This window comes from Streptomyces sp. DI166, assembly GCF_900091315.1.
In the GTDB taxonomy this organism is placed as follows: domain Bacteria; phylum Actinomycetota; class Actinomycetes; order Streptomycetales; family Streptomycetaceae; genus Streptomyces; species Streptomyces fuscus.
Map to the genome: position 1 here is coordinate 12750 of NZ_FLSP01000062.1, position 26205 is coordinate 38954.

General features: G+C 69.5%; 30 protein-coding genes and 1 pseudogene. 8 read left to right on the forward strand and 23 right to left on the reverse strand.

Annotated elements, in window-relative coordinates:
• The first annotated feature begins 33 nt into the window (after positions 1 to 33).
• Positions 34 to 933 carry a glycosyltransferase family 2 protein gene (locus GA0115233_RS26425; protein ID WP_093722803.1) on the forward strand — a complete coding sequence of 300 codons (900 nt, stop codon included), beginning with the start codon at positions 34 to 36 and terminating at the stop codon, positions 931 to 933.
• On the opposite strand, the gene GA0115233_RS26430 is transcribed toward GA0115233_RS26425, so the two are convergent.
• On the reverse strand, positions 891 to 1397 hold the full coding sequence (locus tag GA0115233_RS26430; RefSeq protein WP_218063548.1) for an AAA family ATPase: 507 nt from the start codon (positions 1395 to 1397) through the stop codon (positions 891 to 893). The two genes, GA0115233_RS26425 and GA0115233_RS26430, sit on opposite strands and share 43 nt — an antisense overlap.
• Before the next feature lie 179 nt (positions 1398 to 1576).
• Between GA0115233_RS26430 and GA0115233_RS42420 the strand changes: the two are divergent.
• A pseudogene (locus GA0115233_RS42420) lies at positions 1577 to 1801 on the forward strand (FkbM family methyltransferase); the annotation flags it as partial.
• The gene (locus GA0115233_RS26435; protein ID WP_313895788.1) at positions 1705 to 2415 is read left to right on the forward strand and encodes an FkbM family methyltransferase; all 711 of its coding nucleotides are present in this window, start codon (positions 1705 to 1707) and stop codon (positions 2413 to 2415) included. The pseudogene GA0115233_RS42420 and the gene GA0115233_RS26435, both read left to right, overlap by 97 nt.
• A gap of 522 nt (positions 2416 to 2937) precedes the next feature.
• Here the strand turns inward: GA0115233_RS26435 and GA0115233_RS26445 are convergent.
• From GA0115233_RS26445 to GA0115233_RS26455, 3 genes are all read right to left on the reverse strand, one after another.
• Positions 2938 to 3624, reverse strand: a complete 687-nt coding sequence (locus GA0115233_RS26445; RefSeq protein ID WP_093722805.1) for a DUF317 domain-containing protein — start codon at positions 3622 to 3624, stop codon at positions 2938 to 2940.
• A 78-nt stretch (positions 3625 to 3702) separates the two neighbouring features.
• Positions 3703 to 3984: a hypothetical protein gene (locus GA0115233_RS26450; RefSeq protein ID WP_093722843.1), complete on the reverse strand. Its 282-nt coding sequence runs from the start codon at positions 3982 to 3984 to the stop codon at positions 3703 to 3705.
• 107 nt (positions 3985 to 4091) lie between these two features.
• Positions 4092 to 4457, reverse strand: a complete 366-nt coding sequence (locus GA0115233_RS26455) for a DUF317 domain-containing protein (protein WP_093722806.1) — start codon at positions 4455 to 4457, stop codon at positions 4092 to 4094.
• A 300-nt stretch (positions 4458 to 4757) separates the two neighbouring features.
• On the opposite strand from GA0115233_RS26455, the gene GA0115233_RS26460 reads away from it, so the two are divergent.
• The 3 genes from GA0115233_RS26460 (at position 4758) to GA0115233_RS26470 (ending at position 8864) form a co-directional block, all read left to right on the forward strand.
• The gene (locus tag GA0115233_RS26460; RefSeq protein ID WP_093722807.1) at positions 4758 to 5618 is read left to right on the forward strand and encodes an abortive infection family protein; all 861 of its coding nucleotides are present in this window, start codon (positions 4758 to 4760) and stop codon (positions 5616 to 5618) included.
• Positions 5619 to 5989: 371 nt separating this feature from the next.
• Complete coding sequence (locus GA0115233_RS26465; RefSeq protein WP_093722808.1) at positions 5990 to 7429, forward strand: HEPN domain-containing protein; 1440 nt, start codon at positions 5990 to 5992, stop codon at positions 7427 to 7429.
• Positions 7430 to 7604: 175 nt separating this feature from the next.
• Positions 7605 to 8864 carry an AlbA family DNA-binding domain-containing protein gene (locus tag GA0115233_RS26470; RefSeq protein WP_093722809.1) on the forward strand — a complete coding sequence of 420 codons (1260 nt, stop codon included), beginning with the start codon at positions 7605 to 7607 and terminating at the stop codon, positions 8862 to 8864.
• Between the two features lie 98 nt (positions 8865 to 8962).
• On the opposite strand, the gene GA0115233_RS26475 is transcribed toward GA0115233_RS26470, so the two are convergent.
• The gene (locus tag GA0115233_RS26475) at positions 8963 to 10645 is read right to left on the reverse strand and encodes a hypothetical protein (protein WP_093722810.1); all 1683 of its coding nucleotides are present in this window, start codon (positions 10643 to 10645) and stop codon (positions 8963 to 8965) included.
• Between the two features lie 129 nt (positions 10646 to 10774).
• On the opposite strand from GA0115233_RS26475, the gene GA0115233_RS26480 reads away from it, so the two are divergent.
• Positions 10775 to 12019 (forward strand): AlbA family DNA-binding domain-containing protein, encoded by a 1245-nt coding sequence (locus GA0115233_RS26480; protein ID WP_093722811.1) that lies wholly within the window; start codon positions 10775 to 10777, stop codon positions 12017 to 12019.
• A 315-nt stretch (positions 12020 to 12334) separates the two neighbouring features.
• The gene (locus tag GA0115233_RS41190; protein WP_176711944.1) at positions 12335 to 12598 is read left to right on the forward strand and encodes a hypothetical protein; all 264 of its coding nucleotides are present in this window, start codon (positions 12335 to 12337) and stop codon (positions 12596 to 12598) included.
• A 74-nt stretch (positions 12599 to 12672) separates the two neighbouring features.
• On the opposite strand, the gene GA0115233_RS26490 is transcribed toward GA0115233_RS41190, so the two are convergent.
• The 18 genes from GA0115233_RS26490 to GA0115233_RS26575 all read right to left on the reverse strand — a co-directional run bounded on the left by GA0115233_RS26490 (position 12673) and on the right by GA0115233_RS26575 (position 26056).
• Positions 12673 to 13683, reverse strand: a complete 1011-nt coding sequence (locus GA0115233_RS26490) for a SpaA isopeptide-forming pilin-related protein (RefSeq protein ID WP_093722813.1) — start codon at positions 13681 to 13683, stop codon at positions 12673 to 12675.
• Positions 13684 to 13947: 264 nt separating this feature from the next.
• Complete coding sequence (locus GA0115233_RS26495) at positions 13948 to 14424, reverse strand: hypothetical protein (RefSeq protein WP_093722814.1); 477 nt, start codon at positions 14422 to 14424, stop codon at positions 13948 to 13950.
• A 33-nt stretch (positions 14425 to 14457) separates the two neighbouring features.
• Positions 14458 to 15336 carry a DUF317 domain-containing protein gene (locus GA0115233_RS26500; RefSeq protein WP_093722815.1) on the reverse strand — a complete coding sequence of 293 codons (879 nt, stop codon included), beginning with the start codon at positions 15334 to 15336 and terminating at the stop codon, positions 14458 to 14460.
• Between the two features lie 36 nt (positions 15337 to 15372).
• Positions 15373 to 16575, reverse strand: a complete 1203-nt coding sequence (locus GA0115233_RS26505) for an ATP-grasp domain-containing protein (RefSeq protein ID WP_093722816.1) — start codon at positions 16573 to 16575, stop codon at positions 15373 to 15375.
• A gap of 94 nt (positions 16576 to 16669) precedes the next feature.
• Positions 16670 to 16978, reverse strand: a complete 309-nt coding sequence (locus GA0115233_RS26510) for a hypothetical protein (protein WP_176711946.1) — start codon at positions 16976 to 16978, stop codon at positions 16670 to 16672.
• Between the two features lie 62 nt (positions 16979 to 17040).
• Entirely contained in the window at positions 17041 to 18282 is a 1242-nt protein-coding gene (locus GA0115233_RS26515) for an MFS transporter (RefSeq protein ID WP_176711945.1), read from the reverse strand.
• Complete coding sequence (locus GA0115233_RS26520) at positions 18279 to 18794, reverse strand: hypothetical protein (RefSeq protein WP_093722819.1); 516 nt, start codon at positions 18792 to 18794, stop codon at positions 18279 to 18281. Before GA0115233_RS26520 ends, GA0115233_RS26515 begins: the two co-directional genes overlap by 4 nt.
• On the reverse strand, positions 18791 to 19684 hold the full coding sequence (locus GA0115233_RS26525; RefSeq protein WP_093722820.1) for a winged helix-turn-helix transcriptional regulator: 894 nt from the start codon (positions 19682 to 19684) through the stop codon (positions 18791 to 18793). Before GA0115233_RS26525 ends, GA0115233_RS26520 begins: the two co-directional genes overlap by 4 nt.
• A 30-nt stretch (positions 19685 to 19714) precedes the next feature.
• Positions 19715 to 20137: a hypothetical protein gene (locus GA0115233_RS26530; RefSeq protein ID WP_093722821.1), complete on the reverse strand. Its 423-nt coding sequence runs from the start codon at positions 20135 to 20137 to the stop codon at positions 19715 to 19717.
• Positions 20138 to 20148: 11 nt separating this feature from the next.
• Positions 20149 to 20589 (reverse strand): hypothetical protein, encoded by a 441-nt coding sequence (locus GA0115233_RS26535; RefSeq protein WP_093722822.1) that lies wholly within the window; start codon positions 20587 to 20589, stop codon positions 20149 to 20151.
• Complete coding sequence (locus GA0115233_RS26540; RefSeq protein WP_093722823.1) at positions 20586 to 21044, reverse strand: hypothetical protein; 459 nt, start codon at positions 21042 to 21044, stop codon at positions 20586 to 20588. The genes GA0115233_RS26535 and GA0115233_RS26540 overlap by 4 nt, the downstream gene beginning before the upstream one ends.
• Before the next feature lie 236 nt (positions 21045 to 21280).
• Positions 21281 to 21994: a hypothetical protein gene (locus GA0115233_RS26545; protein WP_255310363.1), complete on the reverse strand. Its 714-nt coding sequence runs from the start codon at positions 21992 to 21994 to the stop codon at positions 21281 to 21283.
• A gap of 55 nt (positions 21995 to 22049) precedes the next feature.
• Positions 22050 to 22730: a hypothetical protein gene (locus tag GA0115233_RS26550; protein WP_255310364.1), complete on the reverse strand. Its 681-nt coding sequence runs from the start codon at positions 22728 to 22730 to the stop codon at positions 22050 to 22052.
• Positions 22727 to 23188, reverse strand: a complete 462-nt coding sequence (locus GA0115233_RS26555) for a GNAT family N-acetyltransferase (protein WP_093722825.1) — start codon at positions 23186 to 23188, stop codon at positions 22727 to 22729. Before GA0115233_RS26555 ends, GA0115233_RS26550 begins: the two co-directional genes overlap by 4 nt.
• A 29-nt stretch (positions 23189 to 23217) precedes the next feature.
• Positions 23218 to 23928: a DUF3631 domain-containing protein gene (locus GA0115233_RS26560; protein WP_093722826.1), complete on the reverse strand. Its 711-nt coding sequence runs from the start codon at positions 23926 to 23928 to the stop codon at positions 23218 to 23220.
• Positions 23925 to 24413: a hypothetical protein gene (locus GA0115233_RS26565; RefSeq protein WP_093722827.1), complete on the reverse strand. Its 489-nt coding sequence runs from the start codon at positions 24411 to 24413 to the stop codon at positions 23925 to 23927. The genes GA0115233_RS26560 and GA0115233_RS26565 overlap by 4 nt, the downstream gene beginning before the upstream one ends.
• Positions 24410 to 25051: a DUF4913 domain-containing protein gene (locus GA0115233_RS26570; RefSeq protein ID WP_093722828.1), complete on the reverse strand. Its 642-nt coding sequence runs from the start codon at positions 25049 to 25051 to the stop codon at positions 24410 to 24412. Before GA0115233_RS26570 ends, GA0115233_RS26565 begins: the two co-directional genes overlap by 4 nt.
• Positions 25052 to 25300: 249 nt before the next feature.
• On the reverse strand, positions 25301 to 26056 hold the full coding sequence (locus GA0115233_RS26575) for a DNA-methyltransferase (RefSeq protein ID WP_093722829.1): 756 nt from the start codon (positions 26054 to 26056) through the stop codon (positions 25301 to 25303).
• Positions 26057 to 26205 lie beyond the last annotated feature (149 nt).

Genomic DNA, 26205 nt, shown 5'->3' on the forward strand with positions numbered 1-26205 from the left:
CGCCTTCCTCACCGAGCTGAAGGAGCCGCAACCGTGCCCGCCCTGCCCCCTCTGATCGCCGTCGTCGGCCCCATCGAGCCCGCCCTGCTGACCGCCTGGGTGCACCACTACCGCACCCTGGGCATCGAGCGGTTCCACCTGGCCTGTCACTTCCCCGAGCACGTCGCCCCGGAGCGGCGCCACCAGGTGCAGGCCGCCTGCCGTGAACTCGGGATCGTCCCCGCCGCAGTGAGCTGCGGGCCGTGGCACGAACACACCAACCCTCAGCTGCGGGACGCCCTGCGCGAGCGTGCCGGCGCCGGGTGGCACCTGCTCGCCGACTCCGACGAGTTCCACTCCTACCCCGCCCCGCTCCCCGAGGTCCTGGCTGCGGCGGAGAGGTCAGGCACCGGTACGGTGGGCGGGCTGATGCTCGACCGCGTCGCCGCCGACGGCGCCCTGACTGGCTTCGACCCGCAGCAGGGCCTGGATGCGGCCTATCCACTCGGCGGCTTCCTCACCCACGACCTGCTGCGCGGCGACCCCCGCAAGATCGTGCTCGCGCACTCCAGCGTCGCCGTCGCCTCCGGCAACCACCGCGCTGAGGGTCACCGCCCCGCCAACCGGCCTCCGGTCGTGATCCACCACTTCAAGTGGCGCGAGGGAGTACGGCAGGACGTCGAGCGGCGGGCGGAGCACTCGGCAGACGGCACCTGGAAGACCGCCTCCCCGGCCCGGCTCGCCGAGGCCCGGCGCCTGCTGGACCATCTCCAGCGGCACGGCGGCCGGATCGACGTCGACTCCCCGCGCCTGCACCTCCGGCCCGTCTCGCTTGCAACGGTTCCCGACTGGTGGGCGCCGGAGGCGACGCGGCTGGTCGCCACGTGGCGGCCCCCGACGGCCGCGACGGGTCAGAAGGAGCCGGGCTCGATGATCTCCTCGCCCTCGTCGTGAGGGGGCTCGAAGCGGGCGTAGAAGTCGTCCAGCGCCGACTCGGTGACCGTCAGCGCGTTGCCGTCCTCGCGCTGGTTGCGCTCGGCAAGGCGCCGCAGCAGCTCCTCGCGGTGGACGGGGAAGTACAGCAGCCGCGGGTGCCCACCCGCCTCCTCGACGAGCTTCTTCCACTCGCTGCGGGCGGCCCGAGTCCACAGTCCGTGGTCCAGAACGACGTCCTGCCCGGCCGCGACCAACTCGACCAGCTCGGCGCGGACCTCGGCGACCACCGGCGTCTCCAGCGCGAAGTAGTCCCGCTCTGGGTAGTCCACGCCGTACCGGCCGTGCCGGGCGTGCACCCGCTCGTCCACCGACAGCCGCACCGCCCCGGCCGGCTCCAGCCGCCGCCTGGCGTACGTGGTCTTCCCCGACCCGGTCAGCCCGACAAGCAGATACACCACCGGCCCAGCCGCTGCCGTCTTCACCCGCGCTCCTCCTTCTCACGTGAGGACTCCTTCCGCCCAGCCTGCCACCCACAGCCCTCGCCGTGCGGCCGGATCGGCCGCCCCCTCACCCAGGAGGTCACCCCGTGATCCCTCCGCCCCTGCTGCGTGCTCTGCGGGCGTATGTGCGGTACGCGCCCGGCCGCCTCGGCAAGCCGCAGATGGCCGCCCAATTAAGCCACCACCTCAAGCAGCACCCGCTCACGGCGACCGCCCGCACCCGGGACGGCACGGTGTTCCCCGTGGTGACCAGCGACGTCATCCAGCGCTATCTGTGGCTGTTCGACGCGTGGGAGCCGCACCTGACCGCCTGGATGCGCGCCCGCCTCGCTCCGGGGGAGACGGTGGTGGACGCGGGCGCGCACACCGGCTACTTCACGGTGCTGGCCTCCCGGCTCGTCGGTCCCGCCGGCCGGGTTGTGGCCATCGAGCCGTCCCCCGTCTTCCACCGGGCGCTGACTCGAACCTCGCGGCCAACGGGTGCGGCAACGTCCGCACCGTCAACGCCGCCGTCTCGGAATTTTCCGGGCGCATGACCTTCTACCTGGAGCGTTCCACCAACCTCGGCGGCACCACCGCCATCCGCCCCCGCATCGTGGAAGCCTCTTTCGAGGCCGACGCGGCCCCGCTGCCCCACCTGCTCACCGAAGAAGAACTCGCCGCTGCCCGCCTAATCAAGCTCGACGTCGAAGGGGGCGAGGCGGCGGCCGTGCGCGGACTCGCCCCGCTCCTGCCCCGGCTTCGCGACGACGCCGAGCTGGTCATCGAGGTCACTCCCAGGCTGCTGACCAAACAGGGCCAAGCCGTCGACGACGTCCTGGGGCCCCTGCGCGAGCAGGGCTTCAACGTCTACCGGCTCGCCAACGACTACGCCGCGGCAAGCTACCCGGCCGCCCTCGCACGGCCCGCACCCGCGATCCGGTGGCACGGGCCCGTCACCGAAATGAGCGACCTTGTCCTCTCCCGAACCGACGCCGCCACCCTGCCACCCCGCTCCTAAACCGCGCCCTACGCTCCATGGGCCCAGCCGGAGGACGTGACGGACCTCCGACCGGGCCCCGGCCACGGTTCAGCCGCTTCCCGCCTCGCACACGCCGGCGTAAGGCGTCGCGGACGTCCAGGACCATCACGCCGTCGATCTTCTCGATCCCGCCGGAGCCGAAGCGGACCCACAGCAGGTAGGCGCCAGCGTCGCGCGTATCCCACGAACGCATAGAGGTCATCCGAGGCCAGTCCCAGCACGAACGGCGCTGCGGGAAAGGCGAGAACAAGACCGAGCTGGGAGCGGCTGTACAGCGCCTGCGCAAGGTAATCGAAGGGTTCGCGTATCGCTTCGGGCAGGTCGACGTCGCCCGGGGCCATGTCCAGGAGATCTTGGTTCCAGGGGTGCATCAGGTTCGCCGTGGCCGAGGTATGGCGAAGGCCCGGTGTTGCCGCCCTCGTGGGAGCGGCACCACCGGGTCTGGAGAAGGGGGCATCACGCCCGTCGGTCCCCGCCACGGTCGGCGGCTATATGCAGCCGCTATGCGCGGCGGACAACGGTGAGACGGTCCTCTGCCTCCTCGGGCAGCACCCGGCGCGGTACCGGGCCAGGTGCTGCGAGCGAGGAGGCGAAGGCTGCGACCAGCTCGTGTGGGGCGCTCGCGCTGAAGCTCGCGCACCACAGGTACGGGGCCCCGAGTACGGGCTCCGCCCACGCCTGCCACCCCAAAAGGTCATCGCGGGGGTCGGCGTCGTGGATGAGCGGCGGCAGAATCTCCAGCGAGACGTTCGTGGAGAAGCCCGGGTCCGTGGCGGTCGTGCGCGGGCGGTCCATGTCGCGCAGCCACCCGCGGGCGGTGAGCCCCGTGAGCACCGCCTCGGCGTTCTCGAGCCCGGCATCGGGGGTGTCGCTGGCGTCGAGCGCGAGCAGAAAATCGGTGAGCGCCTCGTACGGTACGCCGGCGGTGAAGTACGCGTTCCACTCGGTCAGCGCCGAGTCCGGGTACGGGCGGGCCGACATTTGCCAGGCAACCGGGAGGCCGCCCAGCTCGAACGGGTAGGCGGCGAGGATCCACTCGGCGCCGCGCAGGCCGTCGGAGCTCACGTACAGCAGAGAGTTGCGGGACGTCGGCCACATGCGCCAGCCGAGGTCGGTCAGCGTGCCGCTGATCCGCTCAGCGAGGACGCCGTCATCGCCGGCCAGGTGGCGGGGGGTGACCCAATACACCGAGTCGGGCGGGCTGGAGTGGGCGGGATCGATGGGGTGGTGCGAGTGCAGGGGCGCCTCCGTCAGTTCGAGGGTGAGTCAGTGGCCGTCGTTCGGCCGGGTCACGCCGCGTCGGCGACGCGGGGGTGCATCGACCGGACCCTGCCAGGCCAGGGCGACGGCCACGGCGGGCGGCAGGGGGCCGAACTGCTCGGCCTCCGGCGACTCGGCGATGTAGACCATCGGCCGACCGTGCTCGTCCACTGACTCCTCCACACCGCCCAGACGGTGAGCCATAGGGAAGAAGGGGTTGATGGCGAGACGGGCGGGTGTGTCACGGTCGAAGACGGACAGTGCGTCGATGATGTCGCCGACGGTCATCTCGGGCGAGTGCGAGTCCAAGGCGTTCTCCTTGCGGTAGCGGACGAATCCGCGCGAGCAGGGGCAGGGTACGCGGGGCGCATATATAGGGAGGGCGGACGTGCCCGTCACAGGGGCCGGGAGGAGGCCAGGATCCGGGCCACGGCATCAGCGACGATCATCGCCGGTGTCTCCGTGGAGAAGGCGATTCGGTAGCCGGGGACCTTCTCGGTACCGGTGACGGCGATGACCCAGCCCTCGCCCGTTACCCAGTCCTCGTCGGGGCCGCCGGGCCGGCCGTTCGGGAAGTAGCCGAGGTAGAACCTGCCGTCGCGCGAGCTGACGTGCACGTCGGCACGGTCGTCGACGATGTGGGTGAAGTCGGCCTGCGGGAACTGGCCGATCACGTCCATCGCCTGGCCGGCACCGAGCTTCCAGGAGCGAAGCCGCAGGTTTTCGATTGTTGTGGCGAATCCGGGCTGCGACGCGTCCAATGTAACAGTCTCACCTCTCTGACCTGGGAGTTTTCCGGAAGGTCGTTCAGGTTGACATGCTGTTGCGGCGTCCACCAGTCCTTTGGGGATGTTCCTTGTCTGCCACCGGCGAACTGTCACCCTGCGCGCCCGTGTGGGATCTCAGAATCCGTGGCCGAATCCCATGACCATGACCAACGGCCACCCAGTGGCCGTTCAGCCGCAACCAGAGACAGGTTGGTCAGACGGGCGCGGCATGGATCAGACGTCACCTTGGGAAAAGACAGTGACGGTGTCAGGGTCTGCTCCTATCTTCAGACCATGACCGTCACCGCACGGCGGGAGCTGGTGAGCCCGGCGACCCGCAACGCCTTCCGCTCTCTGGCCACGGACCTGACCATCCGGATTGTCGCCGAACTGTGGGAGAACCACGGGTTCGCGCCCATCCCGCCAGATGAGCTGAAGTACCAGGACTCAGGCCAGCGGCGGACTGAATTCATGCTCTACGCGGAGGGCGTGGACTGGTCGGATCCGAACCAGGTTCGACGTGTACTCCTGGTCTTCGAGGACTTCATCCGCGCATACCGGAACCCGGACGATCAGGGAACTCCTAAGTGGCTTGACGACATCAGGGTCCGCTTGGAGCGGGACGGCTTCGCTCTCGATAAGGAGGGAAGGATCTCCTGGTCCAGCCCGCCAGTGCTGGTCCGCGACCTCAGCACCCTCTCCGACGCCTCTGGCATCACGATCGAGTTGGAGCGCATTCGGAGGGACCTGACCACCGATCCCCATGGGGCCATCGGCGCGGCCAAGCAGCTCATCGAGGCAACGGCGAAGACCGCTCTTGGGGAGCTGAACATCGAGGTCGACCGGAACGCGGCGCTCCCAGCCCTGATCAGCACGGTCCAGAAGGCGCTGAAGCTCGACGCTGGCTCGGCTCCTAATGGTCCCGACGGCAGCAAGGCCGTGAAGAGAATCCTTTCGGGCTCGGTAAACATCGCAGTCGGCGTCGCCGAACTGCGCAACCAGGGTTTCGGCAGCGGTCACGGTCAGGCGAGCGCACCATCTGGGCTTGGAGTGCGTCATGCCCGCCTGACGGTAAATGCTGCCGTGACCTGGTGCGAGCTGATCCTCGACACTCTCTCGGACTCCGCCGCGCCGTGGCGTAAGACCAAGGTCTGATCACTTCGCGAAGAGGGCCAGGTCTCTGGGTGGAGCAGATCGCGCCACCCCGCGGGCATGACTTCAGCCCGCCAACTTGGACCTCCCGCCCACCGGTCCCGGCGGGCCGACTACACCCTGAGGTCTCGAGGAGACCCCCGAGGGAGCGACGCGCTGGTCGAAGCGGGAGCCGGCCAGGCTCTTGGGGATCTCTCCGGTCAGGAGGAGAAGACCCCCTTGGGGCCTTGCGCGGGATATCAGCTGTTCGACAACGCTGTGAGGTACGAGTCACGTGGCAGTCAGCTACCGCTCGAACGATGGTTGGTCGCTACTGGCTCCGCCGCTGGAAATCTGCTGCCCGCATGCGACTGAGGCCGCTACGTTCAGGCTGTATGAGCGAGCATCTCTCCCTGCATGCAGCCGTGTTGAAGTGGCTCGAGTACGCGGGCGGTCTGTCCCCGACACCCCAGTCAATCGTGACACTGATGCTCCAGCCCCACTGGGAGGACGTGGAGACAGCGGTGGCCGCCGCAGCGCCTAGAGAAGAGCACCCCGACCTCTACGCCAAGGTCGATGGAGACTGGGTCCCGAACTCCCTAACGCTGTTGGAGGAGTCGGGACTGGCTGAGGCGGCACGTCTCATTGCCCAGGGCGTGCCGGTTCCCGTCTCTGAGGTCGCGGACAGCTTCGTCACCTTCTGCACTGGCCCCGCACCGGTCCCCGAGCGATGGCTGCTCCTCAACGGCACCTTCCCACAGGGAACACGGATTCCGCTGGGGCAGCACACCTTGCAGACCTTCACCGCGGACGAGCTCCGTCAGACGGTCCCGATGCCGGCGCTGAACGTCTTGCAGCGCCGGAGCCGCGATCTCGACCTGATCACCGGCGCACCGTTTCTCCATGTTCCTGATCCCGGCCGTCCGGTCACGCGTCGTCCGACCTGGTTCGACTTCACCGGCCCGCGTGCGGAAGCCCAACACTGGCAGGCACTCCTTCCTCTGATGCTGTGGGACAGCGAACTTCTCCGAGTGGAATCGGTCTTCACCGTCGCGCGCGGACGCCGCTTCGATCTGGACCCCAGAGACGTGCCGACGACCATCCAGATCTATGAAGGCCGATACGGGAGAGAGGAGGAGGTTGAGATCCGCGACACTGGAGACTTCCATGTCTCGGAGGCATATCTTCCGGCCCTGGCTGACTTCTGCACCGCGATCTCGGCGAAGATCGACGCCATCATGGCAGGGGCGACCCACGAGCGGCGCATCCTCAACCGGCGCGCTCGGCGACTCGAACGCGCAGCCCGGCACCTCCTGGCCGCTTACCAGCGCACCTACAGCGACGGCGGCGTCTGGGAGGTGGAGGCCGACGAACTGCGCCTTGACTACGTCATCGCTCTGGAAGCCCTACTGATCAGTCCCAACGACACAGGCGGGCGCATCACCGCCAACATCCTCGCCCGCGCGGGTGCACTCTTTCTCACCCGGGACCATCAAGAAGAGGCCAAGGGCATCGTCCGACGTGCTTATAAGGCCCGATCCACTTATGTCCACGGCGACGTGATCAAAGACCAGACAGAAGAGGAGAAGCTGAACGAGTTGCGAAATCTCCGGCTCCTCACACTGCAGGTCATCCTGCGCTGGCTCATCCTGACCCCTTCCGACACCGAGGACCTCGCGCCCTTGCTCGATGACGCCGCACAAGGCACAGGCCGCGAAGACCACATCAGCCATCCCCTGCGCGCCTTTTTCACCACCACCCCGCCACGCAACCGGCCCGCCGACATCACCGCCACCCCGCCACGCAACCGGCCCGCCGACATCACCGCCACCTGACCCGGTGGGAAGCCGCCCGCAGCAAGGGGAAGAGCCTCGGCGGCCGCTGGTGCAGAGCGCGCCGCTGAAACCTCAGGCTGGTCGGCGCCCGCCCCGGCGTAGCCTGCTTGGGAGCACAGGCCATGACGATGCGCCTGGTTCGGCTCCACACGCTACGGAGAGAGGCAAGCCGGGCATGGCGAACAACGGGCAGACGGACACGGCCATACTGGTGGCAATGCTCAGGGAGCGCGCCGCCGTGAACGTCCGGCTGGCACTGGTCGCGGACGCACAGCAGTGGCAACTGCACCATGGCCAGGTCACCTTGGGTGACGACAAACCGGAGAAGGAGCGGGCCTGGCGCTATAGCACGGCGAGCTTCCTGGAACTGCGCCTGCCGGGCCCGACGGTCGCCGCACTGCTGCGGGGCGACGACCAGGACATCCACGGTCTCCACGTCGTCGCCCCTGGCCCGCCGCCCTCCAGCGCCTCCACCACTCGGCTGCGCGGGCAGCAAGAGTGGGACCGGGTGACCACGCCGTGGCCGCGTACCGAATGGACCATCAACCGGGACGCCAACACGCACCAGCCTGGCAACGACCTGCTGGTCGGGGACGGCCCTTCTTTCCTGAACTTCGACCAGGCCCTCAGCGCTTTCCTCCACCAGCGCCCCCACGACAGCAAAGCGCACCGCTCGGACCTGTGGCGCATCGTCCTGCCGCAACGTGCCGGCTGGCTTTCACAAATCACCATCGGGCCCGACCTGCTGACAGCCGTCGTCGACGGCGAGGCCCTGGACGGCGCGGTACTCGAGCTGAGCTGGTCGGCGAGCAACGACAGTCAGTGCATCGACGGCGCCGGCGACTACCGCTTCGCGTTGCCCAACGGGCTCGCGCACGACAGCCTGCTGATGCTCCGCCACGCGGAGCAGTGGCTGGATTGGCGCCACTTCCCAGCTCCCACGTACGGGCGCGCCCGCGATGCCTCGGTCGTCTGGGAGCAGCCCGGCCCGGAGCTGGAGCTTCTCCTAGCGAACGGAGAGGGACAGCACCTGGAGTGCAAACAGGAGGTCCCGGAAGGCGACTCGCGGAAGAAGATGCTCAAGACCATCGCCGCCTTCGCATCGCAGGACGGCGGCACTGTCCTGATCGGCGTCCAGGACGACCTGCAGGTCGTGGGCCTGCCCGAGGGATCGAACGTCGATAAGCAGATGCTCCAGGTCATCGGCATGATTCGGGACCACCTGGATCCGGTCCCGCCCTACGAGTCACGTGTGATCGATCACGATGGCAAGAAGGTTCTCGCCATCGAGGTCTCGGGTGGGGGCCAGATGCACGCCTACCGCAACGGAGCGCGCCCCGAGTTCTACGTCCGCGTCGGCCCGAACACGGTGCCAGCACGTCACCATGAGATCGCCGCCGGATTCCGGCAGACCCCGACCGCCACAGCGTTCTGAGAGCTGCCACACCGAGACACCGGTGCGGTCGACATCGTGATCACCAGTCGTCGGGGTGCTGCCCACCCGATTGTGTGGTCCGGGAACGACGTGGCGTGCTACCTGGGGTCGGTGTAGCCGTCCAGCCCCAGAGGGGTGGGAACCAGGGGGCGGCCGTCATCGGGAGTGTCGGCGAGGTAGAGCCGGTAACTCATGTCGTTGGCGGGGCGCAGGGTGACCTTGATGCCCGCGCCCCGCCCGGTGGTCAGGGCGCGCAGGACTTCCTGGCCGTTGTCGGCGCGCAGTTGGGTGTGGAACAGGTGCACGGGGCCAATGTCGAGGGTGTGCCCTCCGACGGTAACCTCGAAGCCGGGCGGACTGACGCGCACGCACTGGGGGTGGTCGCCGAGTACGGCGCGTAGAGCCGGATGGTCTTGGCCGTTGAGCGTAAACGTGAGGGTTCGGGCGAAGGGATACGCCGCACAGTGGCCCTCCACGACCAGCCGCGCGATCCGGACCTGGATGCGTTCGACGGCAGTGTACGTCAGTGGCGTGGGAAAGTAGTTCTCACAGTGCCGCTGCAGGACATCCCAGTCCGACAGGTACAGCAGCAGGTGCTCGACCTCGCGCAGCTGGTCCGGGGTGCCGCTTGACGCCAGCGTCCCGGCACCGGCGTTGCTACCGTTGACGCTGAGGCGGAACGCCCCACCGCGCAGAAGCCGCTGGTACAGCCGCGTGATCTTCAGCCCTTCCGCAGGCTCGCGGCCTTCCAGATCGAAGGAGTACCTGAGCGTGCCGGCGGCGGTGTCGTCGAAGGGCAGCATCATCTGGAGCCGGGCACCGTGGATGTCGGTGTCGACCGAGGCACCCAACCCCCCGGAGCCGACGCTGTTCAGCCGCCCGGTGTAGCGGGCGACCACGCCGCCGTCGGAGTCCAGGAAGGCTACCTCGACGGGGGTTCCGACGGGTGCAGACGTCGGTGCGGGTTTCCAGAGAACCTCGACATCGGTGACGGTCCGTGACAGCCACGAGGGACCGTCGATGGTCAGGCATTCCACTGCCTCAGAGGGCAGCGCGACGTCTTCGGCAGTTCCGAACCCGAGCGTGCGGGTGATGGCCGCGGTGAGGTCGGTGCTCATCGCCCCCGGGCGGCCGACCAGACGCAGAGAGACGGGGCTGACCTCGTGGGCCCGGGAGTGCTTGGCGCGCAGCGTCTGAATGACTGTGTCGCCGCGCCGTTGGAAGTCCCAGGTCCAATCGGGGTCCACGGTGTCGGCCCGGCCGCCCAGGGCCCGGACACGGTCGACGAGATCGTCCGCGCCCAGCAGCATGGCCTTTTCCTGGTTGAAGTCCTTGGCTGCCTCGCGCAGCAGGTCGCGGGTGAAACTGGCTTCCAGGTCAGGGTGGGCGGCAAAGTGAGAGTCCAGGTCAGAGCGGTCGAGTATGGAGACCTTCACCGCCTTGCCATCGGCGAGCTTGTTGACGAAGGCCCGCTCGGACGTCGTCAGCGTGCACGGCACTACCAACGTCCATTCCACCGGCTGGTGGGTCATGGCCCGGCTGAACGACTTCTTGATCGAAGTGCGGCGACCCTTGAGCGAACCGGGGAAGCCATCCGGGTGGTACTTCAGTTGGAAGATTCGCAGACCAACGTCAGTGGTGACCTGGACGTCGATGCCGTCGTCGCCACCTCGCCCATTGACCACGATCACCTGCCCGGCGTCATCGAACATCCGGTGCAGCAGTGCCTCGACACGCCGGTCAAAGGCCGGCTGCCCGATGCGGTCCCAGTCGATTGCCACGTCACTCGCCTCCCTCAGCATCGTCACACGCCGGTACGACAATGTGGCGGAACGCTATGCGCGAGCTCCTGCTGGTGGATCCGCTTAATCCTGTGACAGACAGGGGCGGTTCGGGCAGCATCTGGCGTCATGGTTGCTCTTCGCTCCCGCCGTCTGGAGGGGCTCTTCGGGGTCCGGCTGGACGCGGTCTCGCACGCTCAGATCGCCGCTCTGAAGACGAACGCGGTTGCCGAGTCCTACGACTTGGAGTTCAAGGGGGAGCTCTACGGCGGCAACGACAAGGCCAAGCGGGACCTGGCCAGTGACGTGGCTGCTCTGGCCAACACCGCCGGCGGAGTCCTCCTGCTCGGAGTTGCCGAAGACGACCAGGCCCGGGCGACGGAGGTCCCAGGGGTCGCGCTCAGCGACGCGGAGGTGCTGCGGATCCGCAACATCGTGGCCGACCAGGTCCACCCCCTGCCCACCTTCGACGTCAAGCAGATCGAGGACCCGGACGCACCCGGTCATGGGATTCTGATGATCGCGGTGCCCCGCAGCCCCTCCGCTCCGCACGGGGTCCTGGTCAACGAGGGCCTACGCTACCCGCGCCGCAACGGCGCCAGCATCATCTACCTGACAGAGGCTGAAGTAGCCGCCGCCTACCAGGACCGCTTCGCACGTCGCCAGGCTCGCCACGACGACGTGCTCCGCTACGAACGCGATTTGATCGGCCGCCTGGACGTGAGCGACCAGACGTACGTCGTTGTCACCCTGGTCCCAGACCTCAGCGGGGACTTCACCCTCGACACCAAGGCCCTGCGCGCCTTCGAGCAGGAGACCCGGGGCAAGGACCTGCTCGTCATCCCGCGCGGGGCATACGTCCGCCACGTCACGGTAGGCAGCCGCCGTCTGATGGCGCATGGTGGCTCCGAGCCCGCGATGGCCAAATGGATCGCGTGTGAGCTCCACCAGAGCGGCGCCGGCACCTTCGCCGCCCTAGCCGCCAACCGCACCGACCTCGCCCGACCCGGCCAGATGGACACGAACACCACTGTCAGCCGGATCGAAGACGAGGACCTGGTCCTCGACATCTGGTCGGGACTCCGGCTCTTGGCTCGCCATGCACGGGACCGAGCTGCCGCCGGAGGCACCGCCACAGTCCGCGTGACCATCGTGCCCGTCAACACCGACCTTCCGGCCGAGCTGCGCCACCCGCGCGGACATGCCAACTTCGGCGGCAGCCTTGGCACCCACCAGGTGACCGAGGCACCCCAAGCGACGTCCGTCTTCGATATCGACGACCTCGCCGAAGACGGACCTGACTTGATCGCGGCCGCCTCTGTTCTCGCAGCTGGCCTGATCCAGCATTTCGGCTACCGGAAACCCTCCAGATGACCACTGACGGCGTCATCCGGACCAAATACTGGAGTTCACAGCGTTACGGCCCTGGCGTGCAACAGTGGGCCACCCAGGCCCACGTCGACATGACGGACGACACCGTCGATTGAGCACCTCTGTCGGGAATCTTGAGGATGGCAGTCACCGCCGAATGGCCCCAACACTCCAGCTGGCCGGTTCGCCTGAACTCGCAGCCCAGCCACCCCGTCGCCAGCCTGGAGCAGGTGGGCAACGACACCCGCGGCTGCAACGCCTTGACGACCGGTTCCCCGGCGGCGCTCCGGCGCAGGCGAAGGTGTACTCCGAACGATCGTGGTGCAGCACTTCCTGGTGGATGTCAAAGGGCGGTACAGGCCGCGCACGAAACGCGACGGCCAGCCGCCCTCCCGGACTCCGATCGAGTCGCCGTATGAGGCCCAGGCACGCTTGACGCGCGGCAGCGGCACCCACTGGACCGAATACCTCTGGCACGTGACCGAGACCTGCGGCGACAAGCGGATCAGCGTCACCACCGCCGTGCCCACCGGCGACTCCAGCGCGGACTACCGCTCACGAATCTCCGAACCAAGTCACTAGGTACGGGCTACCACACGCGCACGCAGGCCCCCGAAATCGGATGATTTCGGGGGCTTGTGCGCTGTTGTAGGTCGTTAGTTCTCGTCGGTGGAGTCGTCCGTACGGCGTCGGCGAGCTACTACGAGGGCGCCTCCACCGGCGACGATCAGGAAGCCGGCACCGCCGAGCAGCCACGGCGTGGCGTCGGCGCCGGTGTGCGCGAGCGAGCCCTCGGGGGCGGGGGCCGCGGTGCTCGACACGGTCTCGTCAGAGCTGGGGGTGGCCGAGTCGGACGGGGCCGGGGTGTCCTCGTCCTTGCCGGGCTTGCCCAGGGAGGGCTTGTCGCTCGGCTTCGCGGTGGGCTTGTCGGTCGGCTTCTCTGTGGGCGGCGAGGTGGTCGCCGTCTTGGCGTTGGTCGTGGTGACCGTCACCGGATCGCCCGGCTTGGCCTTGAAGTCCTTCGAGGACTTGTAGAGGTCGTAGCCGGCGGGTGCCTTCACCTGCTTGACCCAGTAGTCGGTGCCGGTACGGGAGTTGACGGGCAGCTTGCCGGTGGCCGTGCCGTCGGAGCCGGTGGTCAGGGTGAGGAGCGTCTTGTCGCCGCTGCCGATGTTGACGGTGGATCCGGCCAGGAGCTTGCCGGTCTTGTCGTCCTTGGCCTTCAGCAGGACCGAGGCGTCCTTGAACGGGTCGACGATCGTGAGCGGTGTGTCCGTGCCGGGGGTGACGATGACGTCCTGGTCGTCAACCGTGTCGTGCAGGTTGCTTCCGCTAGAGACCTCCTTGAGGCGGTAGACGCCCGGTGCGAGGTCCTTGAAGGCGAGCTTGCCCTGGGCGTCGGTCTTGCCGTTGGCGGCTTCCTTGCCCGCAGAGTCGAAGAGAGCGAAGGCCGCGCCGGCGAGCCTGTCGCCGTCGGGGTCCTTCTTCAGGATGGCCACGCCGCCAGTCTCTGGCTCGGCCGCGTTGCGCGGAGTCGAGGCCGTGGATGCGGACGGGGTGGGGTCGGTGCTCTGAGCCGAGGCAGTCGGGGCCCAGGACAGGGAGCCGGTCACCGTGGCAGCGACGGCAACGGCCGCCGGGAGGGCGCGAGCGGAACGGATACGCAAGAAGGAACTCTCCAAGGGGTACAGGTGGGAACAGGCAAGGCGGGCGAGCGTGTCGTTGTTCAGCGAAAGCGGCCCGACACCGGGCGCGGGGGTGAAGCGGGCAGTCGACTTGTCGACCGGGTCGGTGCGGTGATCGCGTAGCGGCGGGCGGCAGCTCGTACGAGTTGCTGTAGCTGCTCAAAAGGCAGTTGTGCGATGCCAGCCAGGCCCTGGGCGGCGGCCAGGCCGAAGGGGGACATGCGGAACTCTGTGACGAGGTGGTGTTCAACGGCTGCGGAGCGAGGCCCCGGTGGTGGCTGTGGGCTGGGCAACAGGGCGGGCTGCCGGGCGGGGTGCGGCAGGTGCCGGGATCCAGAGGTGGGCGTACTGCTCGATCGCGGTGCGCAGCCCGGCGCCGTCCGCGCCGTGCCACGGCGGCTGGCTGCTGTGGGCGTGCCAGTCGCGGATGACGGCGTGGCCGTCGCGGCCGGCCACCAGGTCGCGGGCCTCATCGCGGCGGGCGAAGGTGCCGTGGTCGGCGAAGCGGAGGATCGCCGTGTCGAGGACGCCCTGCTCGGGGTGGACGACGCGCAGGCGCAGTCCGTCGTACTCGCCTTGGCGGATGGTCGGGGCGAAGTCGATCCGCAGCCGCAGGGGCGAGGTCGGCTGCGGTGCGGCGTACAGGGTGTCGCCGATGACGGCGTACTGGTGGAAGGGCAGTTCGAGGACGTCATCGAAGAACTGCTGGGCGTGCAGGGCCAAAGGGCTTCTCTCGGACGAAGGGCGTCTGGTCCCTCAGCGGCGGGGGACGGAGCGGCGGGCGGGCAGGGCTGCCGACGGGGTGGTCGTGGTGCTCCAGCGCGGAACGCTGCGCGTGGTCAGCGCGGGCGCCCGACGAGGAGCGCTACGGCGGACGTCGAGCGGTGTGGGAACCGAGGGCGGCGGAGGGGTGACGGGCACGAGCTGGGCGGTCTCGCGCAGGGCGCGCAACATTTGGTCCTTCCAGCGGGGCAGGGGCGCGGGGTCGGACACGCTCTCGGTGATGGCCGTGACCAGTGAGATCGGCGTGTTCGTGGACGCGGTGGCGTACCACCGGGCGTATCCGCTGGTCGGGCCGCCCTGCAGATACCAGCGGGCCTGAAGGGTGGTGAGTTCCTTCTCCGGATCGAGGCGTCCGGTGGCGAATTCGAGTCCGGCCATGCCGTCGGTGGTCTGCAGTTCCATGACGCCCCACCGCCTCGGCTGGATCTTCCAGCCGCGGTTGATCAGCGGGACGATCGCGTTGAAGGCGACGAGTTCGGGGTCGGCGGGGTTGGGGCGGGCGAGGTAGCGCTCGGGGCCGGCCTGGTACGCGGACGCCAGGGCCGTGGTGAAGGCAGTGACGAACTCGGTGGGGCACATGTCGTTGAAACTGACGCCCCAGGTGGGCGGGCCGAAGCGGTCTTCGTAGGCGTTGATGCGCCACAGCCCGTCGTCGCCGCCTTCTGGTAGGTGACCGAGGCGGATCTTGCGGTCAGGAGCCGTGACGTAGACGTTTCCGAGGTCGTCATCGGTCAGTTGCCAGCCGAGCGCCAGCAGGGGCTCAAGGGCGGGGTCGCCGGTGTAGGTGCTGCCGGCGAGATAGCGGGGGAAGACGTAGACGTCGCCGTCTATGTCTGCATCGGGATCGTTCAAGGAGGCATCCGGATACAGGTCGGGCGCGTGGTCGCGTCAGGCGGTCTCAGCGGGGGTGACCTGGACGGACAGGTACCGGTACGCCTCGGTGGAGCGGGCCTGCGCAACCTTGGCGCTGGGTCCGGTGGTGATGAGGTAGCCGATGCGGGCGCTGAACATGTCGCCGTCCGGTGGCAGCACGAGCCGGTCGCCGGCGTCGCGGTGGAAGGTGACGCGCTCGAGCCAGTCGGCGTGGTCGGTGAACTCGGCGTCCAGGCGGCGCTCGGTGAGGGTGCCGGAGTACACCGGATAGATCAGCCGGATCGCCGCTGACTGACTGCGCGTTGGGGTGAGGTCGGGCAGCATTCCGCAGGCGATGTCGGCGGCGGCGCGGGCCAGGTCGACGCCGGTCGCGAGGTGGACGAGGTGGCCGATCATGTCGCCGGCGATGCGTGCGTTGACCTCGATCAGGCGCGGGCGGCCATCGACGATGCGGATCTCGACGTGGCTGACGCCGTCGGTGACGCCGACGGCGTCGAGGGCCGCGACGGCGACCGGCGCCACGGTCGCGAGCAGCTCGTCGTTCGCGTCGACGACGTGCGCCAGCTCCTCGAAGTAGGGCGGCATCCCGACGGTCTTGCGGGTGACGGCGACCACGGTGGTCTGCCCCTGGAAGGTGACGCACTCGACGCTCACTTCCTCCCCGTCGAGGTACTCCTCGACCAGGACCTGGGTGCTCTCCACGCCGTGGCCGGCGGTCTGCGCGGCGAAGGCGTACGCGGCGGGCAGTTCGCTTGCGTTGTCGACGCGGATGACGCCCATGCTCGCGGCGTGCGCGGCGGGCTTGAGGACGACGGGATAGCCGATCAGTGCGGCGGCGTCGGCCGCCTCCCGCTCGGTGCGCACGCTCACGGAGATGGCGGAGGGCACCCCGTGGCGGGCGAACAGCGTGCGGGAGGTGTGCTTGTTGCGGCAGCCCTGGAGGGCTTCTGGAGTCGTCGTGGGCAGGCCGAGCTGGCGTGCGAGACGGGCGACGGGGACGAGGTACCACTCGGTCCACGTCAGCACGCCGGCCAGCTCGTGCCGCTCGGCGAGCGCGTGCCCGGCCGCGGCCAGTGACGCCTGGTCGGTGGGGTCGGCGACGGCGTAGTCGACGACGAACTCCTTCTCCCAGGTCGGCTCGGCGCCGGAGATCAGGACGATGTCGTAGTGGGCACGGACGTTTTCAAGGCAGTACGCCCGATACGCGTGCGCCTCCATGTCGGCGGCTGCGACTACCAGGACGACGGGGCGAGAGGACAACAGGGCTCCAAACAGTGGCAGGGCAAGATGAGTTGAGGCAGGCGGCCGGGGTTCAGGGGGTGCGGCGACGGCGCAGCTCGAAGGCGGACGCCCAGTGGGGGTGGTCTGCGATCAGCTTTCGGGCGTACAGGGCGGTGAAGTTGTTGTTCAGGCCGCGCACGCCTGGGGGCAGCTGCCAGCGCAGGTCCTCGAACAGCGCCTTCAGCCCGACCCGGGTGGCTCCGGTGGCGAGCCGGTCGGCGGTGAGGCGTTCCAACGCGCGGTAGACGTACGGGTGCTCGGCGTCGAAGGCCAGGAACCGGTCCATCAGGGTGGGCCGCGATCCTGCGCGAAACGACGGTCGGGATATCGGAAGGATCATCTGGTCGGCCGGGGCGTGGGACGTGGGCATGGCGGGGCTCCGTGAGGTGTGCAGGCAGGCGGTCAGGCGAAGGAGGTACGCAGGGCTGGCGTGGTGCGCAGCCGGGCGAAGGCGGTGAACAGGCCCGCTGCCTGGAGTACGGCGCAGAGCGCGATGACGTGGCCGAGCTGGGCGGGCGGCACGGCGGCGACGAGGACGCCGGCCAGCGGGAAGGGCAGCAACAGCAGCAAGATCGTCAGGGAGAGAGTGGCGCCGAACACGTCGGCGGGGATGAGGCGGGAGCGCAGGGTGCGCAGCACGACGGTCATGCCGCCTTCGCCGGCCATGAGGACGGCGATCAGGGCGAGATACGCGTGGTAGGTGTCGGCGAAGGAGACGGCCAGGCAGGCGGTGGCGGCGATCGTGGCGGACACGACGCCGACCGGCCAAAGGCCGAGACGGTCAATCGCCCGACGGCACAGGGCGACCGCGCCGAGCGTGGCGACCGCAGCCACCGACCAGATGAATCCGACGTCGGCCGTGGAGTGGCCGAGCTGCTTGACGATGATCACCGGGGCGGCGGCCTGCAGCAGGCCGACGGCCAGGTTGGACACGGTCAGTCCGGCCACCAGCCAGCCGAGCGCCGGCAGGGCCCGCAGGGTCGACCATCCGGTGCGCAGCCCCTTGCCGACCGGCTGCGCGGCGGAGGGCTGCGGTCGACGGTACTGGCGCGGAGCGAGGACGCTGGTGAGCAGTGAGGAGACGGCGATCACCGTCAGCATGCCGGTGGCGCCGGTCCACTGGAGCAGGAGGCCGGCCAGTGCCGGGCCGGTCAGGGTGGCGACCTGGTCAATGCCGAGGAGCACCGACTGGACCCGGTGGGCGCGGGCGCCGGCCTCGCGGCTGGCGACGCCGCCCGCGGTCTCGGTCGCGATGTACGAGCACTCTGTGAGAATCCCGGTGGACGCGGCGAGCACCATGACGGTGACGGTCGCCCCGAGTCCCGCTTCCTGCCGGGGCAGGAGGAGTGCGGCGGCCAGGACGACCAGGGCGCGGGCCACCGAGGCGTAGCGGAGCACGGCTGTGGTGCCATGGCGGTCGACCAGGGCCCCGGCGAACGCGAACGCACCCAGTCTTGGGATCCATTCCAGCGCGAAGGCGAGGCCGGTCAGGGCTGCGGAGTTGGTGGTGGCCAACACCAGTAGCGGGATGCCGTAGGTGGCCATGGCGAACGCGGCGGCGTCCGTGCTGCGCGGCAGGTAGATGCCGCGCAGCACAGTGGGGACCGGGCGGCGGGCATGCCGCGGTCCGACACGGGATCTCACGCAGCGCGCCCCGCTTCCGCCGGCGGCTGCGCGCAGCGGGCGTCGGCGTGCTGCAGGACGCGGGGGTACGCCTGCAGAAACTCGGCCAGGACCTGGTGCGGTGCCGACGGCTCCAGGCTCGAGCCGGTCGCTTGCGGGCTGCGGCTCGACAGCTGGAGGGGGTGCTGGACGCGGGTGACGAAGTCGCTGCTGGTGTCGGGAAACTGACGGGCACGCGCCCAGCGGGCCGCTGTGTCGTACACCTCGGCCAGGGCCTCGCCGCTCGCGGTGAGCCGGTAGCGGTCGGGGGCCTGCTCGTCGGCGTGGACCAGGCCGAGGTCACGGGCGACGTCGATGGCATAGCGCAGCTGCCCGGCGGTGAGGTCACCGAAGGCGCTCTGCAGGCTGCCCTTCTGGTGGCTGATGGGGCCGTTGTCGTCGATCTCGGTGACCAGGCGGATCAGGGCCAGCAGGGTCAGGGTCCGGATCGCGCGGCGTTGGTGCAGGAGGGCCTGGGGCAGGGAGCGGTTCATCGGCGCGGGCCTCCTGCCGGGGAAATCGGGCGGGCGGGTATCTGGTGGGAGAAGAGGTCTCCGGGCCTCCAGGCCGGACGGTCCGGGGGCGTGGTGGTCAGTGCGGGACGCGCCGCCGGTGCAGCCGGAACCGCAGGCGCAGGAAGACGAGTCGGAGTGGTGGCCCACGGGCCGGAACGGTTCTGCGACGGGGCGGCGCCCTGCCCCGGGGTCCGACGGGCATCAGCCTCGGGGGCAGGGGCGGTGGCCCAGGCGGAGATCGCCTGGAAGACGGGGGCGAGAGCCCGGCCGCTCGCGGTCAGCTGGTAGCCGCCGGTTCCGCCGACGATGACGAGTCCGTCGGCGACCAGGCGTTCCAGCGGCTTGTAGACGGCGGTCAGCCCGTAGCCGGGCATGGCCTCGGACGCCAGCGTCTTGGCGGTCGCCGTGCCCCGGGTCTGCAGGCAGAGCAGGATCGGGGTGGCATGTCGGGGCGCGAGCAGCGCCACGGCGTCGTCGATGTTCTGGGCTGGCGCGATCCGCTCGGGTTCCATCGCGCCGGTGTGCTTGTTGGCGACCAACTCCTTCTCCAGATACGTGTCGCCCCAGGACGCGATCACCGTGAGGACGGGCAGCAGCGCCGAGCCGCGGCTGGTGAGGCCGTACGTGACGTGGCGCGGGGCGTACTCCGTGCGCTCGATGACGCCGGCGTTGGTGAGGTGACGCAGCCGGGGGTGGAGCTGGCCGTCCGCCAGCCACGGCAGCCTCGGCTTGAACTCGGCGTAACGCAGCGGCTGGGAGGAGACGGTCATCAGCACCCACACGCTCCAGCGCGGGGCGAGCAGGTCCAGGGTCTTGGTGACGCCCAAGAGATCGGTCGGTGTGGCGGGCGACGGCGCGGTGGTGGCCAAGAAGGTGGCTCCTCAAGCGGTACAGGTGGATCAGCGGGTGCGGGAGGTGGTCGCCGTCGGCGTGGCCGGGAGCGGCGCAGCCGGCGGGTGGGTGTCCGGTGCGGACACCCGGCGCAGACCGCCCAGGACCGCGCTGGTGCTCTTGGCGTAGGCGTCGCGGGTGGCGACGGACTCGGCGATGCGGCGGGCGCAGTCGAGGATGTGACCGGCGGCGAAGCCGCCGATCTCCCGGTCAGGGGCGGTGAGTTCACGCAGTCGCTGTAGCTGGAAGGCGATGTTGCGTTCGGCGAGGGCCAAGTCGCTGTGGGTGCCGGTCAGGGCGGCGAGCAGCGTGGTCTCGGGGGTCGCCTCGGCGAGGGCTTCGAGTTCAGCGAGCGGCTGTCCGTACAGCGCCTCAATGCGCTGGGCGACGAGCTGGGAAACGGCGGGGGACGGGGTGTCGGACTGGGGCAATCGGTGGACTTTCAGGGACGTCTGGTCCGCACCGCCCCGGCGCGGGATGCTGCCGGGGCGGGCGGAGCGGTGGCGGCGATCTTGGGACTCACCGCTGCGCGCGACACCGCTACTTGGTTCGGCGGGGGCATAGTGCGCAACAGCTCGTCGAGTGCGGCTGTGTAGCCGTCCCGGCCGGCCAGAGCCGCCTGAAGCCAGTCCGCGTCCCACCGCAGGTCCTCGGCGGACAGAGCGTCCATGTCCCCGTCGGCTGCCGTCGCGGCATGGACGCGGTCACGGACACGGGCCACCTGCTCCTCGGCGACCGCGAGGAAGCTGCGCAGTTCCAGCGCCCGCTGGAGTGCAGCACTCGCCTCGCCGCGGGTTGCATGCGCGTACAGTTCGGCTACTTCGGCACCGAACGCTTCCTGCAGTGCCGCATCACGGCTGCTGGACCTTTGAATGACGCTCACCGCGTGGCCCCGCGCGCCGTAGCGTTCCGCGCACTGGGGAGCGTGGGCGGAGAGGTAGGCAGGGCCGGAGCGCGACGGACGGCGGGAGACGCGCCGCGCCACACCCCGGGTCCGCGCTTGCCGGGGGCGTTGGGGTCGAGGAGGTACTTCACGACCATGGCGCGGCCGTCGCGGGAGGCGACAGCAGCGTTGACCTGGTGGGCCAACTCCACGACGGGATCGTCGAGTACGTCGCCCGCGTGCGTGCCCAGTGCCTCGACGAGCGCGTCCTCGGCGGTGTCGAGCGCCTGCTGCGTCTCGGCGAGCAGGCCGTACCAGTGCACGACGGTGGTGGCCTCGGGATTGGCCTGCGGTGCCGCCTCAACCGCTCGGCGCAGATCAGCGAGCGGCATCTGGAATCGGCCCTCGATTCGCTCGGTGATGACACCCATGACGTCTTCGCTGTCATCAAGCACGAAGTAGCTCCCTTCTATTCGGGAATGCCGGTAGGGGATAGGGAATTGGCGTTACGGCGTGGAGAGGGAATGCGGAAGCAGCCCCAGGCGAATGCCGTGCGGGCTGAGAACAAGAATCCGGAGAATCCCCGGTTTCGGTAACCGGGGATTGCGTGCTATGTTCCGCACCGCGTCCAGCCCGGCAGAAGGAAATCCGCCCTGGGCGACAATCCAAATACCGTTGGATGAGCGGGAGTTCAGCGGCTGGGGCCGCGCGGAGGCGCGGGCCGCGCCGGCAGGCCCGGGACGGCGGTGGCCCGCGTCGCCGGCGAGGCCGTCGGCAGCTGCGGCTTGTCGCCGTTCCAGTGCGCTTCCCACCACTGGGTGGCGGCCTCGAAGGTCGGGAAGCCCCCCTCACGCAGGGTGTGCGTCCATGCGGTCGTGTCGACCTCTTCGAGGAGCACGCGGAAGGGCAGCGCCGCCTTCTCATCAAGCGCACGCAGCATCACGGTCGTCTGTACCGGGTCGTCATCGTTGGTGTAGCTGGTGAGCAGAGCGAAGTGATCGCCGTCGCTGCGCAGCCGCTTCTCCAAGGCGCTAGTGGCCTCGTTCGCGGGCGCGGTGCCCATGCCATCGGGCAGGAGGATGGCCTCCTCGGGGCAGCCGCGGGCGATCAGCCAGGACTGGGCCATGGACGGCAGCGGCAGTTCCGCGTGGTCGAACTGGTAGGTCCGCGCGGCATGGTCGCGTTTGAGGTGCAGGGCGACGAGCCGCGGCTCCCCGGGGATGCCCCAGGTGACGGCGCGGTTATGCATCACAAAGAAGCTGTGCCTGGCGTCGGCACTGTGGTGCTCGGCGAGAACGGTCATCGAGTCCTGCTCGATGCCGATGTGGCTCCAGAACTGATCGGCGACGTGGTCGTTGACGGCTTCGTATCCGTCGAGGCGGAAATCGGGTTCGTATTTGGACATTGATGCTTTCGGTGATGGCGCCTGCGGCTTCCTGCGCGTGGCACGGATGCCCTGTTCAGCGGCGACTTCGGGAGACGACAGGGAAGCCCGGCGGGACAGGCGCGGGCCTGGTGCCGGGCGGACCGGAGCGGCGGGGTGCGGTCAGCGCGGCGCGGCCGATATCGGTGAGGGCGACGGGCTGACCGGCCTGCACGGGATGCGCCCTGTCGCGCTCCACCAGGCCCATCGCCTCCAGGCGTTGGAGCTGGGCGTAGGAGATCCGGGTGCGCGTGGGGGTTGCGACGGCGAGACGGCGGGTGACGAGGTGCTCGTGCAGCTTGGCGCCCTGGGCGATGGCGAGCAGGGCCGCGACGTCCGTCGTCGCAAGCTGCGGTGGCGCCTGCTGGGGAGCCGCGGTCTCGATCGGCTCCAACGCCACGGCTGCGACGGTCTGCTTCGCATCGCGTACGGCGGCGGCCTTCGCCAGCTGGTTGAGCGTGCGGTCGATCCGCGCGAACAGCGCCTGGTCAACCGGGAGTTCGCTGGAGGCGAGGCGGGCGAGACGCACACGGTAGAAGGTGACGTCCCGCTCGGCCGCCGCCAGGTCGCGGTGCGCGTCGGCCAGGGCGGCGTGCGGAGCGTCGAGGAGTCCGCCGTCGCGGTGTCGGCGCAGCTCCTCGACGCCGTATCCGACGGCGGCCTCGATCCGCTTGTCAAGGGCGGTGGGCACCAACCCGTCGAGAGGGGGTCGAGTCATGACGGGGTGATTTCTGGATCCGGGGCGAGCGCGTCCAGGGCGACGCGGACCTCGACGTACGGGCCGTCGCGGGTGTGCGACTTCGGGCCGAGCCGATCGAGGAGCCGGAGCATGGGCGCGTTGGACGCCTGGGTGAACGCGGAGAGGGTGTGGGCCCCGCGCGCGCGGGCGAGGCAGGCGGCTTGGCGAGCCAAGGCCGTGCCGATGCCCTGGCGCTGGCGGTGGTCGACGACCTGCAGGCCAAGATCGACGACCCCGGGCTCCCGGGTGACGAGCCCGGCGCAGACCAAGGCCAGGGGCCGCTTGTCTGCGCCGAGCCCGATCCAACAGTCCGCGTGGGTGAGGAGCCGGGACAGGTCATGGGGTGTGATGCGGATGCGGCCCCAGCGGCGCAGCAGGTTCTGCTCGGAGCACTGGGCGTGGAGGGCGGCGACCAGGCGCCAGTCCGCCTCCGTCACCCGCCGGGTGTGCGCGAGGGCGGGATGCCTCAGCAGGAGCAGGTCGGGCGGGCCGCCAGCAGGTCGGCGCGCCGGTAGGCCCGGTAGCGACTGCCGTCGGCCGCGCGCGGCTTGCAGGGCTGAACGCCATAGCCGCGCAGGAGCAGACCCAGCCGCAGCGGGGTGAGGTCGGCGTAGCTCCAGCGCCCGTCGGCCTGGCCGGGCAGATCGCGCAGCCGCTTGACCAGCTCCGCGGTGCTCACGTACTCCGGGGCGCCCTCGTCGTCGAAGACGGTGAGGCAGGCATGGACGATCGTCTGCGGGCGACTGGGGCAGGACAGGAACTCTTCGCTTGTGTCCGCGTGGAGGTCGTCGAAGTCCTCCCGATCGTCCGGCTCGTCGAAGTCGTACAACCCGTCGAAGCCCGAGTCGAAGTAGGGCACTTCGTCGTCGAGCGGTTCGTACTCGGCCGACGGATCGGCCTCGTACGCGGCTGCGCAGCAGCAGGAGGTGGCCAGGAGTGCACTCAGCTCGGCACCGGCTGCCATCCGTTCGACCAGCAGGTCGGTCAGGGTGTTCAGCTGCTCAGTGGGGCTGACACCGGGCAGTTCGGCTCCCGCTAGCTCGGCGAGCTGGCGGTCGAGTTCCTGGATCTCGACGAAGGCGTCGAGGATGGCGCGGTGGTGCGGGTTCTCGGTGACCTGGGCCGGCGCCAGTACGGCGGCGGCGACCTGGTCGATCAGGCTGGGGAACTGCGTCAACGAACGGGGCCCTTCAGGGTCGGGGGCAGTGCGGGTTGGGGAAGGCCGGGCATCGCGTAGGGCGGCGGTCCCGGCTTGGGCACGGGTGGGCGCGTGCCCAGCTGCGGCGAGCGGGTGCGGGCCGCGTGGGTGCGCTCGCCCAGCGGGCGCCGACGGATGCCGAGGCGGGCGCGGGCGGTGTCGTACACGTCGTGCGCCTCGCGCAGGCGAATGGCCACGACGTGGATCTCGGTGGTGTGTGTGGAGTTCGCGGGCGCCGGCCGCTGGGCGTAGACGATGCGCCACTGCGCCCGGTGATCGAAGTAGACCTTGCGGCATCCGGCGAGGTCGCGGGTGAGTTTGGCGCCGTGCAGGCGGGCGTTGACGATGTCCTGAAGCTGGGCGAGTGCCAGGTCGCGGATGTCGCCGGGGGCTTGCAGGAGGTCGGTCAGAGCGCGGGGGTCGAAGGACAGGGCGTACGCCGGCCGGTCCTCACGGTCGGTCATCCGCTTGCCTGGCCCAGCTCGCCGCTCTCCCCGTGGTCCCCGCGCTCCCCGGGCTCGTCGGGCTCCTCGATCGCGGAGGTGGTTCGGTTCGAGGGACGGGGGCCGGGCAGCAGACGGTGCGCGGGGCGGTCCGGGTCGGTCATGCACGCGGACAGCGGGCCGCCAGCAGCGCGGACAGTGGCCATGGCATGGGTGAGGAAGTCTCGGTGCCATACGAACAACCCGGACAGCCCGGCTTCGGCTTCCTTGTGCTGCTGGTACGCCAGCCACAGGGCGTGCAGCCAGGCGACGACGTCGGCGTGCTCCTGCCACTGCTCGCACCACGGGGCGGCGGTCGTGACCTCCGCCCCGTAGACCCGCATGAGGAAGTCATCGACCCAGTCGGACAGGGCGTCGAGTTCGTCCTCGTACTCCTCGTCCTCCAGCTCGAGGATCGGACGCGGCTCGGGGGGCGCCGGCGCGGGCGGCAGACCCGCGAAGCCCGGCAACCCGTAGGCGGCGAAAGGCGAGTCCGGTGTCGGTGGCGCGGCCGAGAGGTCGTCGAGCTGGCGCTCGTGCTGCGCGGCGAGATCCATCAGTTTGGCCATGTCCGCCTGCATGCTCGCCAGACGGGAGTCCGGCACCCGGACCGGCTCCATCTCTCCGCCCTCCGAGCGGCGAGGGTCTTCGGGTGTCCAGACCGGATCCGTCTCCGCATCCTCCGGGGGGTTTATGGATTCAGGCACGAAAAGGGGCCTCCTTGGGCCGCAGCCATAGGGCGTCGATTGCGCTCCAACCATCCGGAGAATCCCCGGTTTCGGTAACCGGGACTTCGCTGCTATATCGCTGCGCGCGGCACGACGCGAACACGCTCGGAACACGCCGTACGCCGCGCCGCAGAGTCACCCTCAGACGACAAGCGTCAAGTCATCCTGGGAAAGGGTCTGTTGCAGCGTCTCGGTGAGGCGGTCGGCGGCAATCTCGGCGTACTGCTTGGTCTTCTCGACGCCGATGAAGTCGCGTCCCTCCAGCAGCGCCGCGACCCCGGTCGACCCGGATCCGCAGGTGAAGTCGAGCACGGTGCCGCCCTCCGGGGCGATCTGGACGAGCTCGCGCATGACGGAGACGGGCTTCTGCGTGATGTGCTGACGCGCCTTGCCGCTGGGCTGCGAAGCGCTGTAGAGGCCCGGCAGGTAGACCGGGTTGCGGGCCGCGTCGATCGGGCCGTTGGACGCCCAGACGATGAACTCGCAGTTCTGGGTGAACCGCCCCTTTTGGGGCCGCGCCTGCGGCTTGTGCCAGGCGAGGACACCCCGCCACAGCCATCCGGCGGCCTGGATGGCGTCCGTGGTGATCGGCAGCTGCCGCCAGTCGGTGAAAAGGAGCGCGGTGCCGCCGACCTTGGTGAGCCGGTGCGCCTCGGTCATGATCTGGGTGAGCCAGAAGCCGTACGACCTCTGATCCATGTTTTCGCCGGTGAAGTCCGGCAGCTCGTGGCGGGCGTCGGCCGAGGTGTACTTCTGCTTCGCGGACCGCGAGGTGCGCTCCTTCGCCGTCCGCCCGCCGCTGTTGTACGGCGGATCGGTGATGACGGAGTCGACGCAGTTGTCCGGGAGCTCGGCGAGGACGCTGAGCGCGTCGCCCTGGTGCAGGGAAAATGGCAAAGAGATATTCCAATTCGGGTCGCGTGAGAGATGAGGGAGAGACGCTCCAGCTCGCCTGGGTGACCCCACAGGACCGAATGCGGGCAGACGGCTCCGCGGTCTGCGACGTGAGAGGGCGAGGGGAGGAGCCAAAATTGTAGAGCACGATC